9 protein-coding genes are annotated in these 16,879 nt (G+C 39.2%); 5 read left to right on the top strand and 4 right to left on the bottom strand.

The window, feature by feature from the left end:
• Positions 1–25 precede the first annotated feature (25 nt).
• Positions 26–886 carry a GGDEF domain-containing protein gene (locus ACUR5C_RS04350; protein ID WP_454467138.1) on the top strand — a complete coding sequence of 287 codons (861 nt, stop codon included), beginning with the start codon at positions 26–28 and terminating at the stop codon, positions 884–886.
• Between the two features lie 111 nt (positions 887–997).
• On the opposite strand, the gene ACUR5C_RS04345 is transcribed toward ACUR5C_RS04350, so the two are convergent.
• Entirely contained in the window at positions 998–2,242 is a 1,245-nt protein-coding gene (locus tag ACUR5C_RS04345) for a DUF418 domain-containing protein (RefSeq protein ID WP_454467137.1), read from the bottom strand.
• A gap of 71 nt (positions 2,243–2,313) precedes the next feature.
• The gene (locus tag ACUR5C_RS04340; RefSeq protein ID WP_454467136.1) at positions 2,314–3,132 is read right to left on the bottom strand and encodes an MBL fold metallo-hydrolase; all 819 of its coding nucleotides are present in this window, start codon (positions 3,130–3,132) and stop codon (positions 2,314–2,316) included.
• A 217-nt stretch (positions 3,133–3,349) separates the two neighbouring features.
• Between ACUR5C_RS04340 and ACUR5C_RS04335 the strand changes: the two genes are divergently transcribed.
• The 3 genes from ACUR5C_RS04335 to ACUR5C_RS04325 all read left to right on the top strand — a co-directional run bounded on the left by ACUR5C_RS04335 (position 3,350) and on the right by ACUR5C_RS04325 (position 9,563).
• The gene (locus ACUR5C_RS04335) at positions 3,350–4,138 is read left to right on the top strand and encodes an RNA methyltransferase (RefSeq protein ID WP_454467135.1); all 789 of its coding nucleotides are present in this window, start codon (positions 3,350–3,352) and stop codon (positions 4,136–4,138) included.
• A 154-nt stretch (positions 4,139–4,292) separates the two neighbouring features.
• Positions 4,293–4,871: a hypothetical protein gene (locus ACUR5C_RS04330; RefSeq protein WP_454467134.1), complete on the top strand. Its 579-nt coding sequence runs from the start codon at positions 4,293–4,295 to the stop codon at positions 4,869–4,871.
• Positions 4,872–5,030: 159 nt separating this feature from the next.
• Positions 5,031–9,563 (top strand): EAL domain-containing protein, encoded by a 4,533-nt coding sequence (locus ACUR5C_RS04325; protein ID WP_454467133.1) that lies wholly within the window; start codon positions 5,031–5,033, stop codon positions 9,561–9,563.
• Between the two features lie 254 nt (positions 9,564–9,817).
• Here the strand turns inward: ACUR5C_RS04325 and ACUR5C_RS04320 are convergent, their stop codons facing one another.
• Positions 9,818–12,961 carry an EAL domain-containing protein gene (locus tag ACUR5C_RS04320; protein ID WP_454467132.1) on the bottom strand — a complete coding sequence of 1,048 codons (3,144 nt, stop codon included), beginning with the start codon at positions 12,959–12,961 and terminating at the stop codon, positions 9,818–9,820.
• A gap of 294 nt (positions 12,962–13,255) precedes the next feature.
• Here ACUR5C_RS04320 and ACUR5C_RS04315 point away from each other — a divergent pair, with 294 nt between their 5' ends.
• Entirely contained in the window at positions 13,256–16,174 is a 2,919-nt protein-coding gene (locus ACUR5C_RS04315) for a diguanylate cyclase (protein ID WP_454467131.1), read from the top strand.
• 29 nt (positions 16,175–16,203) lie between these two features.
• Here the strand turns inward: ACUR5C_RS04315 and ACUR5C_RS04310 are convergent, their stop codons facing one another.
• A complete protein-coding gene (locus tag ACUR5C_RS04310; RefSeq protein ID WP_454467130.1) occupies positions 16,204–16,836 on the bottom strand; it encodes a class I SAM-dependent methyltransferase in 633 nt (210 codons plus the stop codon).
• Between the last annotated feature and the right edge of the window lie 43 nt (positions 16,837–16,879).

Raw genomic sequence — 16,879 nt, 5'->3', positions numbered from 1 at the left:
TAAAACACTTTTTTATAGTTTATTTGTGCTGCAAAGTGTTTTTTTAACCTATTTTGCGATTATAGAAGTCCAGGCAAAATGGCGAATTATAGTTCTTTGTACTAGCTTTGGCTTACAATGTCTTTATATTGCACTGTATATTTATAGCTATCGCGGTAAAACTGACCTTCGCTTTACCAAGCTGCTTTACATCTCCTTCATGGTATATGCCGCTTTTTTTCTTACCCGATGTTTGTGGACATTGTTTAACTATCAGCACGCAACTCCTGCGGAACTATCGTTAGCACATGTATCTTCGTTGCTGACTTTTGTTCTACTGTTACTATCCACTAGCTTCGCCATGATTTGGGTGGCAAGCCAAAAACTCGAGTTAGAACTATTACGCTATGCAATGTTAGATCCATTAACAAAAATTTATAATAGAAAGGCGTTAGAAATCTCTGCTACAAAGGAAATTTCTCGTGCTGGAAGAAACCACACACCTCTCGCAGTGATCATGTTAGACATTGATCATTTTAAACAAGTCAACGATCAGTATGGACATCAACATGGTGACAAAGTACTTCAAGACTTCGCCAATAAGCTAAAAATAAATATACGCCAGTACGATATTATTGCTCGCTACGGAGGAGAAGAGTTTATCATACTCCTACCCGCTACAACGTTAGAGCAAGCAGTACAATTGGCTGAAAAGCTTAGCCAAAGGGTTTATTCTCATGCACCAAAACTTAGCCGTAATAAGCCGTCAGAAAAAATCACCGCGAGTTACGGTGTAAGCAGTGAGAGCGGCGATTCCATTGACTGGGAGAGGTTAGTAGGAAAAGCCGACTCAGCTCTTTACAAGGCAAAGGATAATGGTCGAAATCAAGTGGGGTTTTCGCAATAAATAAACTTTCTGACAAGGCTTTTGCCAAGCCGAGCCTTCGCATAAGATTTTAATTGTCTAGCTGTAGCTTTGAGTTTAACTACAGCTAAGTACAACAATATTTTTATCGAACTAACGGCGAAACTTTTGCCAAGCCATATAGGTTAAACACCGCCATCCCCACTCTAATGGGCCATAGTAAAAGCGCTCTAGCCACCATTTAGAATAAAAAAGTTGTGCCACAAACAGAGCGATAGCAACTATCACCATTTCAAACCGTGACAACTGACCAAACAGTCCTAATCCAAAACCATAAAAAATAAAGGTACAAACCAGCGATTGAGTTATATAGTTAGAAAAAGCCATTTGTCCAACAGCTTGCAAGCGCATTTTTAAGCCTTTTAAGCCATCACTTAAATAAATAACGTTGAATAAACCAATATATCCTATTGCCAAAATAACACTACCTAAATAATTAAACAGCGAAAGCTTCATTTGTACTTCTTTCACACTCACAAAGCCGCTTTGATAAAGGAGCCAAGTACCATAACCAACAACCAAAATGCCAACTAAAATTCCCCAAGTTGCAAGCTTATAATAAAACGCTCGGCTTCGTTTTGCGGTTAAAATCCCTTGTTTATACAGTGCCATTCCAAGCATCATACCACCCGCAATCCTAAAAGAGCCAAACGCCATATAGCCTAACATCATTTGCATTGACTCAGCCCGTTGGGCAAAGTTTTCGCCCCAGCCAGCTTGATAAGCTGCGGTTACTTTATCAATTTTTTGTTGCGTGGGAATAAAGTCTAGCTGCATTTTGGCGACTTCTTCTGGCGGAATAGTTGCGTACCCAAGCAACATAAATAACGCAAGCACAGCGATCAACGAACTGCCCATCCAATAAAGAAACTTAACGGACTTTTGCCAGCTAAAATAGACAAACAAGGCCACTATTCCATAGGTTGCTAAAATGTCGCCATACCAAATCAAATAGCCGTGACAAAATCCAAATACTAACAACCAAAAGCTACGCCTGTAATGAATTTTAGCAGGGCTTTGGTTTTTAGTTTGCGCATTACTTGCCATTAAGCAAATTCCAGCACCAAACAGCATTGAAAAAATAGTATAAAATTTTTGTTCGAAAAATAAATTAGTAATAAACCAAGTCGCCAGATTAATTCCAGCAAAATCACCATTGACTGTTGGATTAAAATACGAAGCAAAAACATTACCAAATGATTGAACATTCATTATTAAAATGCCAAAAATTGCAATGCCGCGAATAAAATCCAAAGCCGTAATACGTGCATTAGACTCAGTAGGATGCATGCTATTATCGATTGTTATTTCCGGTTGTTCATTTTGGATTGGCTGCATAAAAAATCATTCCATTGTTAAGTTTATTGATTATCTTTAGCGAGCAAGTGAGTTAATAATTAAAAAAAGATTTAGTCAATGCTTAGTGTCTCGCCCGGTACACTAAAATAGTTTCGGTTAGACGCTTTTAAATCCTTAGGCACAATGACTGGCACGTGAATACCATAATTCTGCTTAGCCTTAATTACGTTATCGACAATAGTTAACCCTTGCTCGGACAAATAAAACCAATAAGGTGGCAGGGCTAAATCAGTTGTCTTTTTTGGCCAAAACGTCGCATGCTCATTAAAGTGACTGATATTAGGATCGGCATCTCCCATGTGCACGACTGTAAGCGAATCATCAAGTTGAACTCGATAGACAATATTTTCAACCTCTGCCCTACTGGGCCATCCAGCATGAGGAATTCTAACCGCTTCAATATTAATTCCCGCTATCGACATTGCTAACGGCTTGTCGCCTTTTTTAAGGGCAATAGGAATCACTCGCGAGCTAAATTTTTTAAACTGTGAAAACTCTCGCAACTGCTCTACCGCTTGTTGCGGCGCAATAATTACAACTTGCTGATTCGTTTCTAAATAGTGAAGCACATCAAGTCTATCAAAATGATCGGCGTGCGCATGTGAAATAAATACCAGTTTTATCTGCTCAAAAGGAGGCTCTTGATTAAAGATTTTCGCTCTTAGAGGTTTAGGTACTAATGTGTAATTATTAAATCCTTGGTGAAAAAATGGATCAAAAATAACCTGCCTGTCCTTTGAGGAGATTAGAACTCCCTCATTACCGACATAGGTGGCACTATTAGTATATTCATGCGCCATACCCATATGACTATTTACAGACAAGAATACGAGTAACGCTTTTGCAAGCCGATAAAATAAAGCATTCATGCAGAGCGACGCCTCTTAGCTAGTGGTAGTTTATATTATCTTTAAAAGTATCGATTATAAAAGCCTTAAAATTAAAAAGACTATAAGTTGTAGCGAAGTTTGGCAGCAAGTCCTGTTTTTATGTCACTTCTAAATAAGAACAGTTAAAATGTGTTAAAACGGGCTTTGGCCTAATAGGCTTGCTAACTTTCTAATTACAACATGGATTATTCCTATAATGCTAGCTAACAAGAATGATTTTTCAGCTATGAAAAACCGCTTAAACAGAGTGAGTATTGTTTTACTCAATACTTTTCATCCAGGCAATATAGGCGCAGTCGCGAGAGCCATGAAAACCATGGGACTCAGTAATTTGATACTCGTCAATCCAGTTGATCACCCTAGCTTACAAGCAGAATCTCGCGCTGCCGGTGCTAAAGACGTTTTACAAAACGCAAGCATAGTTGATAGCTTGCCAACAGCATTAAGCGATTTCACTCAAGTTTTTGCAACTACGGCCAGGCAGCAGCACAGCTTTAGCCGACCGATTAATGATTGTGAAAGCGCATGCCAATGGATTGTTGATCACCCCGATAACAAAGTCGCCATTCTTTTTGGGTGCGAACGCAGCGGGCTTAGTGCCTCAGACTTAGAACATTGCCAACAAATAATTCATATTCCAGGAAACCCAGAATATGACGTTTTAAATTTAGCCAGCGCGGTTCAAATTGTCTGCTACGAACTATTTAAGCAGCTTTCTCAAGCCACGCCACCTAGTACCGAAACTAAAGCAGTTAAAGAATCAAACAGCTCAGTAAAAATGCCAACACAACAAGAAATCAACCATTTTTATCAACATCTTGAGAAAGAGCTCGTTTCTAGCGGCTACATAAGACCGCAGCAACCGACAGATACCATGAAGCGATTTAAGCAATTTTTTAACCGCAGTAAACCATCAGCGCTTGAAGTCAGTATGATGCGCGGAATAATTAAATCGCTTTCTGGATTAAGAACCGGCAAAAAATAACAATGAGCGCTAACATTCCTTTTCTGTGCCAAAATTCAACCCCGAAAGTTCACATTTTTATAAGAATCATACGGTGAGACTTTTTCATCACAGCTAAGCATGCTAAATTACAGCATAGCTAATTGAGTCAGATAATAAGAATTTAGTTTAAATTATGAGCAAACGATGCCTAGCCTGTAAGAGAGACATAGCCGACGAGTTAAGCCAATGTCATATTTGTGGAGCCTCTCAAAGCTTTTTAAAGTTTCACGCTAAGAGCCTTTTGGGCGTATTGGTGTTGGTATCGGCTTTTAGTGGGTTAATTTACACCCAGCTTAATAGCGCAACAACACAACAGTTAGATGCTCAAGCTCAACAATTTATTGCTCAGCAAGCAAGTCAAAGCGCAAAATTAATTCAGCTACAAGAGGCTTTGCAACAAGCAGAAGAAAAGCTAGAACTAGCCAACGCAGACTTAGCAGAGCTTAAGAGCAACCAATCCTCTTCTGCGCAACAATCAACGGCCCAACTAAAAGAATTACAAAGCCAGCTAACGACTGCCCAATCAAATGCTAAAAAACAAAGCGAGCGAGCCGGCTGGCTTGGCAGAGAAAACGTGCGCCTAAAATCCGAGTTAACCCAACTTTCCGAACAAGTCGAACAGTTAAAAGCGCAACTTAATAGTAATGTTCAAAATGACTTAAATGCCACTCAACCTAATATCCCGGCAACCGACCCGCCAATTTTTGACTAAAAGCTCGTTTTCCCTTCGTTAATCCAGCCTTTTTTTAATTTCTACCCTAATTTCACTGCTTTATCACCGCTTAAATTTTACTTTTAGCGTTTCTAAACTAAGCTTAATTCATACTCTATTTTCTGTTTTACAACACTTACTCCAGTGGAGATTATCTTCTTGAAAAAGTTTTTAGCTGTTTATGCATTATTTATTCTTAGTTTTGGAGTAAATGCTAATAAAAACATAAAGTTAGAACAGTTGTCTTTAGACGAAGGATTAAGCCAAGCTGAAGTAAAGCAGCTTTTGCAAGACAAAGACGGCTTTTTATGGCTTGGAACCCAACAGGGCTTAAATGTTTATGATGGCCACAGAGTTAAAACGCTCAGTGGTCCCGATCATTTATTAGAAATCCAAACCATTAATACCTTATTTGAAGACAGCGAAGGTAACATTTGGGTTGGAAGCGCGCCTAATCGCAATTTTATTATCAATAAAAAAAGCCACAAAATAACCGAAATTCAACCACCTTTTCCAGAAGGAAGAGAGATTCAAGAATCTGCGTTTTTTACCATAAAGGAAGACCACAACAAAACGCTTTGGATGGGCACATTAAGAGCACTGTTTAAGTATGACATAAGCACCAAACAGTCAACATTCGTTATCGACTTTGAACCACGGCTAAGCATTCGCCATAGCATTAGAGCAATACTTCCCATTAATGGTGATATTCTTGTGGGTACTAGCGATGGATTGTTTTTAGTTGATCCGCAGCAGTCCACCAAAATAGAAATTCCCTTTACTCAGTTTTTATCCTCAAAAACGCCCAGTAGCGACAGCAAACAACCACAAGACGACAGGCGAAATGTAAAAGGGTTGTGGCTTAATCAGCAAGGCCAATTGTTGGTTGCAACGGTAGAGGGCCTTTATGAACTTGACCCTGAAGCAATCAATCAATTTAAGCTAGATAATAATAATCCCGTGCCAGTTAAAACTTTAGAACCTGAATTAAATGTCTGGAAATTGATAGAAGAGCCCAGTTTCTATTGGCTAGCAACGCACGAAGGGCTGGTTAAGCTCAATAAGAACGGTGGCAAAGAATACACCTTAAACTACGCCAATTCTCGCTTTCAATCAGTAGACAATAACATTATTGATATGATTAAAGACAACGAAGGCAATTTATGGCTAGGAAGTCGTAATGACGGTGCATTTAAGTGGCGTCCTATTGAAGACAGGTTTACTTACTTTCAACAGAATAATCAAGGCAATCGCTCATTGAGTAATAACAGGGTTTGGGCAACAGCCATCGATAACGAGGGCTTTATTTGGATAGGCACACGTAACGGTCTTAACCGCGTTGATCCAAAATCGCAAGAAGTTCGTCAGTTTTTAGTAAACGCTGATCCTAAAGCAACCATTTCTGAGTCAACCTTCTATAAATTTGAACTACGCGGCGAAAAACTTTGGATGCTAAGCACCAATGGCGTAAGAGTATTCAATACCAAAACATTGAGCGAGGAAAAACTCCCCACAACCGATATAGCAAGCAAATTTTTAAGCGAAAATATCAGTGACTTCTATTTTAAAAGTGACGGCCAGCTAAACGTCATCAATCGCCAAGGTTTGCATAGCGTTAATTTAGAAACTGGAGACATTCAATTTAATGAGAACACCGAATCAAATGGAAAAATAACCAAACGATTTTTTAGAATGGCCGGACAAGTACCAAACGATTCAGATAAAAGATACTTTACAATGGTCGATCAAGTCGTCAAATACTCAGAAAGTGAAGGTAACTTTCAGGTATTACACGCCTTGCCACCTTCAGATAAACCCAGAACCTTTGCCACAGATGTCTATTCTGATGGTAAGCAAACTTGGATTGCTTACCCTGGTTTTGGAATTTTTGTTATAGACAGCCTGACAGGCAAAGAAATAAAACAATTTACCAGTTTAGACGGACTGCCAGACAATAGTCCGCTTGATTTCTTGCCCGACTCACAGGGCAACGTTTGGGTCACATCAAACTCTGGTTTGGTTAAAATTAATAAAGACACTTTTCATCTTAGAGTTTACTCAACTGATGATGGCTTAGCGACCAACGAGTTTAACGGGGGTGCAGCCACACTTTCTAATAACGGCGACTTCATTTTAGGCAGCATTAAAGGCGTAATGAAAGTTTCTCCGAGTGCTTTATCAACCACTGGCAGAACCAACTCACTTTCCAACCACATAACCAAAATATCTTTAATGTCACGAGAAATGCCAGAAGTCTATGGTCCGCTAAATGAACCTCAGCTTGAGCTGACACACAATGACTATGGCTTAAAAATACAGTTTTCTGCTTTAAGTTTAACCAATCCCAAGCGCTTAAAATATCAGTATTGGATAGAAGGAAGTTCGCAAACCAAACCGGCAATAACCAGTGATAGTGAACTATTTTTACCTAAACTAGAACCAGGTGAAAGCGTTTTTAAAGTTGCGGTGATTGATTATGAAACAGGCAACGCATCAGCACCTGAAAGCCTATATTTAAAAGTTAAGCCACACCCTGCTTTTTCTTGGTGGGCATATAGTATTTATATTTTCATCTTTTTATCCGGCGCGGGAATTATTTATTGGCAACGTCGCAAGCGCCAAGTAGCGCTACTAAAAGCTCACAATATTCTACAAACTAGCGAGCAGCGTTTACAGTTAGCTCTAAGCGCCAGTGATAGCGGAATGTGGGATTGGCAAGAGCATAACAATCTTGTTTTTGAGCCTCGTATTCAAGTACAAGATCAATCAAACTCACAGCTTATTCCATTTGAACAACGCCTTGCCGCAATTTATCCCGAAGATAGAGACAACTATTTATCCCTGTGGAATAAGTTTATCGCAAGAGAGTCTGAACTATTTGAAGTAAGCTACCGCCTAGAAAGTAAACGTAAAGGTGTGGCATGGTATAAAGACGTTGCCCGGGTGACAGAAAGCCATCTTAATGGCAACCCGAAGCGAGTAACTGGAACCTTTATCGATATCACACGCTCTAAAGATGATCATGACAAAGCCACCTTATTCAGCGAAGCATTTCAAAGCACGCGAGATGTGGTTATTATTACAGACCAAGAATTTCGAGTAACAGCAGCTAATAATGCACTCTACCGTAGTACCGAGCTACAACCAGAAAAGTTTGTAGGCTCCGCGCTAAACATTCTTGTCAATCAAGAAGGCAATAACCTACTTGACCAAACCCTGCTGACTAACTTAGAAGAAAAGCAACACTGGGAAGGTGAAGCATTCTTAAAGCGCAATCATCAAAAACCGTTACCCGTGTTAATCAACGCCAACGCATTTTTAAATGATGACCAAAAACGCTATACCGTGTTTGCTATAACCGACATTGCAGAACAAAAAAAAGCCCAAGAAGAACTTCAAAAGCTTGCTAATTACGATACCTTAACTGGCCTACCAAACAGAGCGCTTCTCATGGATCGAATAGGCCATGCCATTAACGTTGCCAAGCGCAACAAAACTAAAATTGCACTATTTTTTATTGACCTAGATAGGTTTAAACAAATTAACGACTCGCTCGGACACGATATTGGCGATCAACTATTAACCAGAGCAGCTGAAGTACTTGAGTCAAGTGTTCGTCAAAATGATACGGTAGCGAGACTTGGCGGCGATGAGTTTGTGGTTATGCTTGAGGCAATAAATGCGCCTGAAGTTGTCAGTAAGATAGCCCAAACAATTACTGAAAAAATGATCCTACCCTTTAATTTAGAGCAGCATGAAGTTTCTATATCTTCGAGCATCGGCATTGCTATTTTTCCAGAAGATGCTAACAACCCTGCCGATTTATTTAAAAATGCAGATATTGCGATGTATCACGCTAAAAATGAAGGACGCAATAATTTTCAGTTTTATGCTGCCGAAATGAATCAATTTGCCAATAAACGTCTACAGCTAGAAAATGAAATAAGAGCAGGTATTCGAAACAATGAATTTTTAGTTCATTACCAACCAAAGATTGATTTAGCCACTAAGACAATTAAAGGCTTCGAATTATTAGCCCGCTGGCAAAAGCCAGATGGGCGATTAATTGCACCTTTTGAATTTATTCCATTGGCAGAAGAGTTAGGTTTAATCATAGCAATTACAGAACAACTGATAGAGCAAGGGCTATCGACTATGCGAGCATGGAGACAACTAGGAATAAGGACCACTTTTGCTTTAAACTTGTCTGCCAAACATTTACATCACTACGACTTAACTAGTTTTGTTGCAGAAAAGTTAACCGCTTATCAAGTACCTGCTAATTGCATTGAATTTGAATTAACAGAAAGTACCCTAATGCAAGATATGAAAAGTGCGGTTAAGCTACTTAACAACCTTAACCAACAAGGCATTGCCATCTCGCTAGATGACTTTGGTACAGGCTATACTTCATTCCAATATTTAAAAGATTTTCCAATCGACGCCCTAAAGATTGATCGCAGCTTTGTAAAAGATATTGGTGAGGATGATAAAGATGAAGCCATTATTGAAACCATCATTACTTTAGCGAACAAACTGAATATTGGCATAATAGCCGAAGGCGTCGAAACCGAGTCACAAGCAGAATACTTAACCCAACGAGGCTGTCCATTGGCACAGGGCTATCTATACTCAAAGCCTGTTCAAGAAAGCGAAGCCTTGAACTTAATCCAGAATGGCTTGCAAACTTAGAACTGGCGAGCTTCGCTCAAAGATAAGCTTTATGGGAACTCCTATCGGCCCGTTTAAACTATGAGCTAGTTGTTAGTCGACTATTTTTAGCCGTAACCTATAAGCTATTGTTATTTTTTGTTAGGTTTTTTATATGAGGGAATTCAGCCTAAACCATGCTTCAACCAGCTTTAAACTGGATCTAGTGTAAACGACTCGACCAGTAAACTAGAGCAGTAAACTCGACCAGTAAACTCGATCAGCAAACTAGGCTTTCAAAGGTCCTTGGAGTGATCGGCAAGTAACTTTTCAAACGCTTCAACAACAACCGGACGACTAAACAAGTAGCCTTGAAATTCTTCACACTGGTATTTTTTTAGAATATCTAAGTGCTCTTCAAGCTCTACGCCCTCTGCGACTACACTGAGCTCCAAATTATGCGCTAAGTCAATAATTGACCGAACAATATTTCTATCAACTTTAGAGCGGTGCATATCCATTATAAAGGTGCGATCAATCTTAAGAATATCAATTGGAAATCTTTTTAAATAGTTGAGTGAAGAAAACCCAGTGCCAAAATCATCAACCGCAAGCATAAAGCCCATCGCTTTCAAGTCGGCCATTGTCGATATGGCTTGTTCAATATTTCTCAATAACATTCCTTCCGTTATTTCTATTTTAAAATCACTGGCATTCACTTGGTGTTTTTGCAAGCTTTTTGACAATAGGGATATCAGTTTATTTGATTGCGAAAATATTTTTGCTGACAGGTTAAGCGAAATAACGCCGCAATCTAATTGGCTCTGCTGCTTCCATTGCGCAACTTGAGCGAATACTTGGTCAATCACAATATGATCTATCTGTTCGATTAAGCCGGCTTTTTCAGCAAAGGAAATAAACTCATCGGGAAACACGATTTTTCCATCAGGCTTTTTCCAACGAATAAGCGCTTCACCGCCTGCAATTTTTCCAGTGCTAATATTAATAAACGGTTGGTAATAGAAAATAAATTGATTTTGATTTATGGCTTGAGCAATTTGCTGCTCTCTCGCTAACTGAGAGCTAACGTGACTATTCATTCTATCTTCAAAGAAGCGATAACCATTCTTACCTTCATTCTTTGCATCATACATAGCTATATCAGATTTGCGTAAAAGCTCTTGTGGCTCCGTTGCATCTTCAGGATATAGCGCTATCCCAATACTGGTAGTCAGCTTAAATACACCTGCATTAATGCTAAACGGTTCCTGAAACGCTTTTAACAGCTTCTTGGCTACAATGGCAGCGCCTAGCTGTGGATCTTTAAGCTCAACCAATACACAAAATTCGTCCCCTCCCACTCGAGAGACAACGTCTTTTTTGCGTAAGGTGACTATGATTCTTTGAGCTACTTTTTGAATAATTTCGTCACCCACTTGATGCCCAAAAGAGTCATTAATCTTTTTAAATCCGTCTAAGTCTAAAAATAATAAAGCCGGTGCTTCTTTGTTGCGTTCAGCATTTTTAAAGGCGACCCCAATCAGCTCACTTAACAATGCTCGATTAGGCAATCCAGTAAGGTCATCGTGGGTAGCAAGCTTTAAAAGCTGCTCTTGCACTCTTCTCTTCTCTGCAATATTTCTAAATACGCCAAGGTAGTGTTCAACTTCGCCATTGGAGTTTTTAATGACTTCAATTTTAAGATCTAGCGGAAAAACAGTGCCATTGGCTTTTTTATCATAAACTTCACCTTGCCAGCGCCCATTTTCATCGGCCAATTTAAACAGGCGCTCAGCCATATGTTCATCTTGTCCGTGAACAGGAGCAAAGCGTATTTTTTCCCCAACGATATCATTTGCATCACGGCGGGTAACTTTGCAATAGGCTTCATTAACTACTTCAATATTAAAATGCTTATCACAAATCCAAACTGCGTCTGAGCTGTTCTTAAATGCCATTGAGTACATGGTTAAAACTTTTTCGCGAGCTTGAATTTCAAAATTATGCCTAATTAGGCGTTTGGAAACTTTTCGTTGATAATAAAATATAAGTCCAAAGACGATAATACACAGCGCGCTAGCAAAAACGAGCAACGATACATACCGATTAAGCTTTTCTGTTTCTAACTGCTGCTTTTGCAATGTGTTGCTGCTGGTCAAAGCGGCAATTTCTTGTTCACGTTGTTTAGCATTAAACTTTTCTTGTAGCTTAGCGATCGATTGTTTTCTCGACTCATTTTGCAAATCAGTCACTTTACTATGGTATTGAATAAAATGAGCTAAGGCTTTTTGATGATTATTTCGTGCCTCTGCAAGTTTACTTAATACTTGGTAAATATCCGCTTCTTCTCGCTTAAATTTCTTATCTTGATAGTAGGCTAATGCATCGTTTAATAACTTTTCTGCATTGGAATAATTTTTATTAACTAAAGCTAATTGACCTAATAAGACATTCGCTCTAGCAATGTATTGCTCATTCCGAGTTTTGCGTGCCATTTCAAGCCCTTTTTCAGCTAGAATTCTAGATTTTTCCCATTGGTTATTTTCAAGAAAAACGTTCCCTAAAGAAATCGAAACATGGGTTTCTATTCTCGGGAATAGGCCAATATTTTCATCGGCTAACAAAGATTCGAAAGTTGCTACTGACTCTTGGTGCTTACCTAACTCGCGTAGATAAATGCCCTTGTTAAGTAAATTAGTTAAATATGAACGAGTATTATTGGTTTGTTGAGCAATTAAGATGGCTTTTTCTAAGTATTCCAGTGCCTTTTCAAAGTCATCTTGCGCCCAGCTAATCATTGATAAATTACTTAGCGTGGGCGCAACCTTATGAAGCACTTCAATACTTTGATATTGGTTAAGCGCAGTTAAGAAATTTTGCTGTGCAAGTTCATAATTACCTACCATATAGTGAGAAACGCCGAGTATGTTGTGTACTTCAGCAACATCTAACTGAGTAATGGAGACTTCTGTATCAAAAGAGAAAGGTTGAGCTTTAACGTTCATCCGATTCGCTTGTTGAATTAGGCTGTCGGCGAGTGGTTGCAACTTTTCATATTCAGATTGCCGATACATTAGCTCTAAATTGACTTTATTTTTTAAGAACTCCAGCACTTGCGTGTCAGGGCCGTCTGCCTCTGCCTCAGCACCTAAGCGACTTAAATAATGATGGGAAAGCTCAAAATTTCGTTCTTTGGCATGAAAAATAGCTAATTGATAAACAACTAATTGCTGCAATGGACTTTGAGGAGAGGCTTCAGCGTGTTGCAGTACTAACTCTAAGTTAAGTCTTTGCTGCTCAGGCGGTAGGTTTAAATCGTTAAGCGTGCTATAAAATAGCGCGCTAGCCTCTGCACGGTTTAATGACGCCGCCTCTTCAGGCTGAGCGCTAACCCAAGAAAAATACATTATTGATAAAAGAAGTAAAACTGATTTAGACACTTTGACCAACTGCTTCCACTTTTAATAATAAGTTGCATTAGTTGTTACTAAGATAAAAAGCTGTTCCCAAGTCAATCAAGGGCGGGTAAAAGAAACTTTTAATCGTTCGACTAATTAGATTTTGGTTTAAAGTTAAGTTTAGTCAATGATTAAAGCTTTGTTTAAAAATTTATAACAAATAATCAAATTATTAGCGCCTATTTTAATAAAACAACAATCTAAGCCATTTTTTTAGCTTTACCCAGTAAAGTAACTATACTTACCAAGGTGTTTTCAACAAGATTTTGCTTTCTTATGCGCTGTATTAAGCTGTTTAAGCTATTTTTTATTGCCTGCTGTTGTTTGGGTATAAGCTTTTCTAATTCGCTCCTTGCGATTAACAAAGTACCCAGACAATACAACTTTAAAGAATACAATTTATTTGACGGACTGCCGCAAGGGCAAGTCACCAGTATCGCTCAAGATCACTACGGTTACCTGTGGCTTGGCAGTTATGCTGGTTTAATCCGCTATAATGGCAGTGAATTTATCAGTGTTGACGTAAAACTCCCTAGCAATACAATTCGAAGTATCAGCAGTTTACACGAAGGTAAACTGCTGGCTACAACCGCGGCAGGAATGTGTCTAATTCACCCAACAAAGAACATTAGTAATACCGTTATTGATTGTGCTCTATTTAATGAGCGTCTTCCAAACAAAAACCTCTTTAAACTCAATACTAAATTAAATGGCGGCTATTTAGTGGGGTCAGAAGGTGGCCTTTTACAGATTGATAGCGAGAAAACAACCGTTTATGACCAAACAAGTGGGCTACCATCTACCTCAAGTCGAGTAGCTATTGAAGACTCAAACCATGTCATTTGGGTTGGAACTGATAGTGGATTAGCAAAATCCAGCCAAACAGATTTTGTTGAAGTACTTTACCAATCACGCAGTATTGGCGCGGTTAGAACACTGCTCGATACAGCAGAAGGTATATGGGTAGGCGCTAATAACGGTCTCTATTTAATTAACAAAGAAACTAATGCGATTGAAAAAAAAGATGGCAACTTATTCAAAGGTAATGGTGTTAATTCGCTATTAAAAGACTCATTAAACAACTTATGGATTGGCACCTATAAAGGCGTGTACCGACTGACCAATGGCGCCTTTGAACGCTTGTCGCCACAAAAAGGTTTAAAAAGCGTCACAACTTATAGTATTTACGAAGATAAAGAAGGCATTATTTGGTTTGGTTCCGATGCCGGGCTAATCAAATATTTGCCCGGAGAATTCACTTCCTATAGCGAAGCTCAGGGGCTAAGTAATGACTTTGTAAGAGCCATCTCATTAGACAAACGCGGCAATATTTGGCTAGGCACTCGCAAAGGAGTCAGCGTACTTAACCCAAAAACCGAAGAAATCACTCGTTTAGTAGAGCAGTTACAACAAGACCAATTAAGAGTTTATGCCATCAAGAACTTGCCCGACGACAGTGTCTTTATCGGTACTCAAACTGGGCTAATTCACTGGAAAGACAACCAAGTTATAGGTAAATACACAACTCAATCAGGTTTACCTTCAAATTATGTTTCGGCTTTTCAAATAAGCCAAAATAATGAGGTTTGGATTGGCACCGCGCGAGGTTTGGCTAAATGGAGCCAAGGAAAAATCCATCCTGTACCCGAAAATCCTATAGGTCTGAGCAATATTTTTAGTATTTCAGAAGATAACCTGGGACGGCTCTGGTTAGGCACGCATAACTACGGAGTAATCATTTACAATCCTAAAACTCAATCTTATAGTCAAATAGAAGGCGTACCAGAAACCCATGAATATACCGTTTGGTCTATGGATAAAGACGCCGATGGCAATTTTTGGATAGGAAGTAATGGCAATGGGCTGCTGCATGTTAGCCAAGACCTTAAGCTACTCGCTAAGTATGACCGCTATAATGGTCTTGGCAATAACTACGTTTGGCAGGTAAAAGTTGACTCCAAGGGACGCGTGTGGGCTTATACCAATAATGGTTTAAAGCGAATAGAAAAATACCAAGTAACCACATTTGATGGCACAGACGGCTTGCCCGATTTAGAAGGAGCTGCCACTGCTGTAGCTGAACACCCTAACGGTGACTTATGGTTTGGAACTGCATTTGGTGTGACACGCTACGCTGAAAATAGAAAAACCCAGCCCGAGCCACCACCAGTACTTATTGAAAAACTCACCTTTGGTGACAAAGTTGTAGTGCCTAATGAAACCCTAACCTACGAAAATGCTATCCTCAGCGCAACTTTTGTAAGCCTTTCATATCGAAACCACAAAGACTTAAAGTTTAGCTACCGCTTAATTGGCGTGAGTCGCGAATGGTCTCCTCTTCAATCAGAAAGCAAAATACAGTTCGCCAAACTGGCTCCAGGAAACTATGAGTTACAGGTTAAGGCGACTCACAACGGCCACCAATTTAGTGAAACTCCAGCAAAATTAAAGTTTAGTTTATCTGCACCTTACTGGCAAAGCTGGTGGTTTACACTTTTAATCATCTTAGTTGTAGTGATACTCGTCACTCAAATTATTAATTTTAGATTACGAAAAATTTCACTTGAAAAAGAGCGTTTAGAAAATGAAGTCAATTCCAGAACGCAAGAACTGCGTCTAAAAAATAAAGAGCTAAAACAACTCGTGAGAACCGATCATTTAACCAAGCTTAACAATCGGCGTTATCTTTTAGAATGCTTAAGCAATGAAATTGCTCGAATTTCTCGAAGCTCAAGTCCGGTTAGTCTTGCGTTTATTATTATTGATGTTGATCACTTTAAAAACATAAACGATACCTTTGGTCATGAAGCTGGCGATCGAGCGTTAATAAATATTGCGAATGAAATTAAAAAACATTGCCGCTCTACCGATATTCCTGCGCGTTACGGCGGAGAAGAATTTGCCTTAATGCTGCCCTACACCGACTCCAGTGGCGCAATGCACTTTGCGCAAGGCTTATGCAATAAAATAGCAGCCAAAAAAATTGAAATTAATCAAGAGAATAGCGTTGCTATTACAGTAAGTGCCGGCGTATCTTGCCTTTCATCACTTGAAGACTTAACCGCAGGCAGAGCCGATAAAATCATTCGCGAAGCGGATGTCGCACTGTATAGAGCCAAAAATACTGGCCGCAATACCTGTTGCGAGTTTGATCCTAAGCAAGACATTGTAGAGTTTAAAGGCTCCACTAAGTGATAGTAATTTTTAGTGAGTCGAGCAATTATTTAGTAAGCGCTAGCATAAATAAACATATCGCTAGTGGGCTCTTGTGAAACGTCAGGAAACGCTTTGCGGCTCACCCTGATAACTTTGAACTGATTTAATTCTAGGTGCTTTTTAAAGTGTTTAAATTGGTGATAATAAGTATAAACAGAATCTCCACTGGCTGATGATTGAAACCCAGTACGAGAATCCTTATCTTCCATACTACTCACATAAAAAATACCCTTTGGCTGCAAGATTCTACCTACATCTTTAAATAATTTTTCTACAGCTTGCTTAGATAAATAGGGCGTACAAAAACCACACACCACCGCATCAAATTTTGTTCTTATCTGATCGATGTTTCTCGCGTCCATCACTTCAAAGGTTGCAGACGGGTTGTTTATTCGGGCCAACTTTATCATGTTAGGCGCCAAATCAATTCCGTGCAACTGAAAGTCAGGTCGTCTTTCAAGTATATATTTTGATATATTTCCGGGCCCACAACCAATTTCAAATATTTTGGCATTGGGCGTTGTGACTAAGTCGCAAAAAGTATCATGGCAGTCAAAGTAATGAGTGAAATTCATATACTTTAGTTGATATTCATCGGCTAGTTTATTAAAGGTATTTACAGTGACTTGCTCACGCTGCATTTTAACCTCCGTAGCGAATAATTCTTTAACTATCCAAGTTGAT

The organism is Aliikangiella aequoris, assembly GCF_053709105.1.
The sequence above is the reverse complement of the archived record's forward strand: the minus strand, read 5'-3'. Positions and strand labels throughout refer to the sequence as shown.